We start from the raw sequence: 1,081 nt of genomic DNA on the forward strand, positions 1-1,081 counted from the left end.
AGGCTGGGTTACATGGCTGCGCGAACCTGCCCCATGCCAGCAAGGCTTCTCAAGCTGGCTGAGCCACAGTGGTAATCAGGAAGGGAATTGTCAGCCTTCTAAAACAGCATCAAGCTCTGCAAAGCTGCGTAAAACAGACGCTGCTTCTTTGCATGGTGTAAAAAAGACGATAGCAAAGCGCAGGAAGTGGCGTGGAAGAATCACCCGGAAAGCTATGGCTAATGCAACTGAAAAACTCACTATTAAATTGCAGATGCGTTTGCCACACAAAGCCTGTTCCACATTATTTGGTAAAATTGCTGATTGCCGGGTAAAACCCATCAAAAACGGACTGATTCGTTTCTTTGTCTGGATGCACAAGATTAATCTTCAGGAAGCTGTCAAGCAGCGTCCGGAGGACTATGAAAGTTTTAACGATTTCTTCACTCGTCACCTGGAAAAAGACGCCAGGGTTATTGCTCCACAGGGGAAGGTCGCGTCACCGGTTGATGGCACCGTCAGTCAGGCGGGGAAAATTAACGACGGTGAAATCATTCAGGCCAAAGGCCATTCATATAGCGTAGAAGACTTGTTAGGTGGAGATGAGTCTCTGGCGGAGATGTTCAAGGATGGTAGCTTTGCCAATATCTATTTATCGCCGGGCGATTATCATCATTTTCATATGCCTATGCACGGTAAGTTGCTCAAAACGATCCATGTACCGGGTGAGCTGTATTCGGTCAGTCCCAAAACAGCGAGAAATATTGATGGCCTTTTTGCTAAAAATGAACGGCTGGTTTGTATCTTCGACACGCCACAAGGTCGTATGGCGATGGTCATGGTGGGGGCTATCAATGTGTCCAGTATTCAGACGGTTTGGGAAAAGGGCGTTATCGAGCCTCATCGACAAGGCGGGAATCGTGCGGATGTTCATGCAAAGTACTTCGATAACTTTAATAACGAGCATACGTATGAAAAAGGGGATGATCTGGGTGCATTCCGTATTGGGTCAACGGTGATCCCCCCTGTGCCAGCATAGTTGTCGCCTCTTCTGAAATTTCCAACTTAAACAGGGGGTGGTCAGTGAGTAATCAATGACCCG

The 1,081-nt window shown here is 47.5% G+C and carries 1 protein-coding gene; it reads left to right on the top strand.

The features are described 5' to 3' along the window. Window positions 1–1,018 (top strand): archaetidylserine decarboxylase (gene asd / locus ABD892_RS10575; RefSeq protein ID WP_345195588.1); only part of this gene is annotated, 1,018 nt, incomplete at its 5' end. Between the last annotated feature and the right edge of the window lie 63 nt (window positions 1,019–1,081).

Source organism: Kistimonas scapharcae, assembly GCF_039540975.1.
GTDB lineage: Bacteria > Pseudomonadota > Gammaproteobacteria > Pseudomonadales > Endozoicomonadaceae > Kistimonas > Kistimonas scapharcae.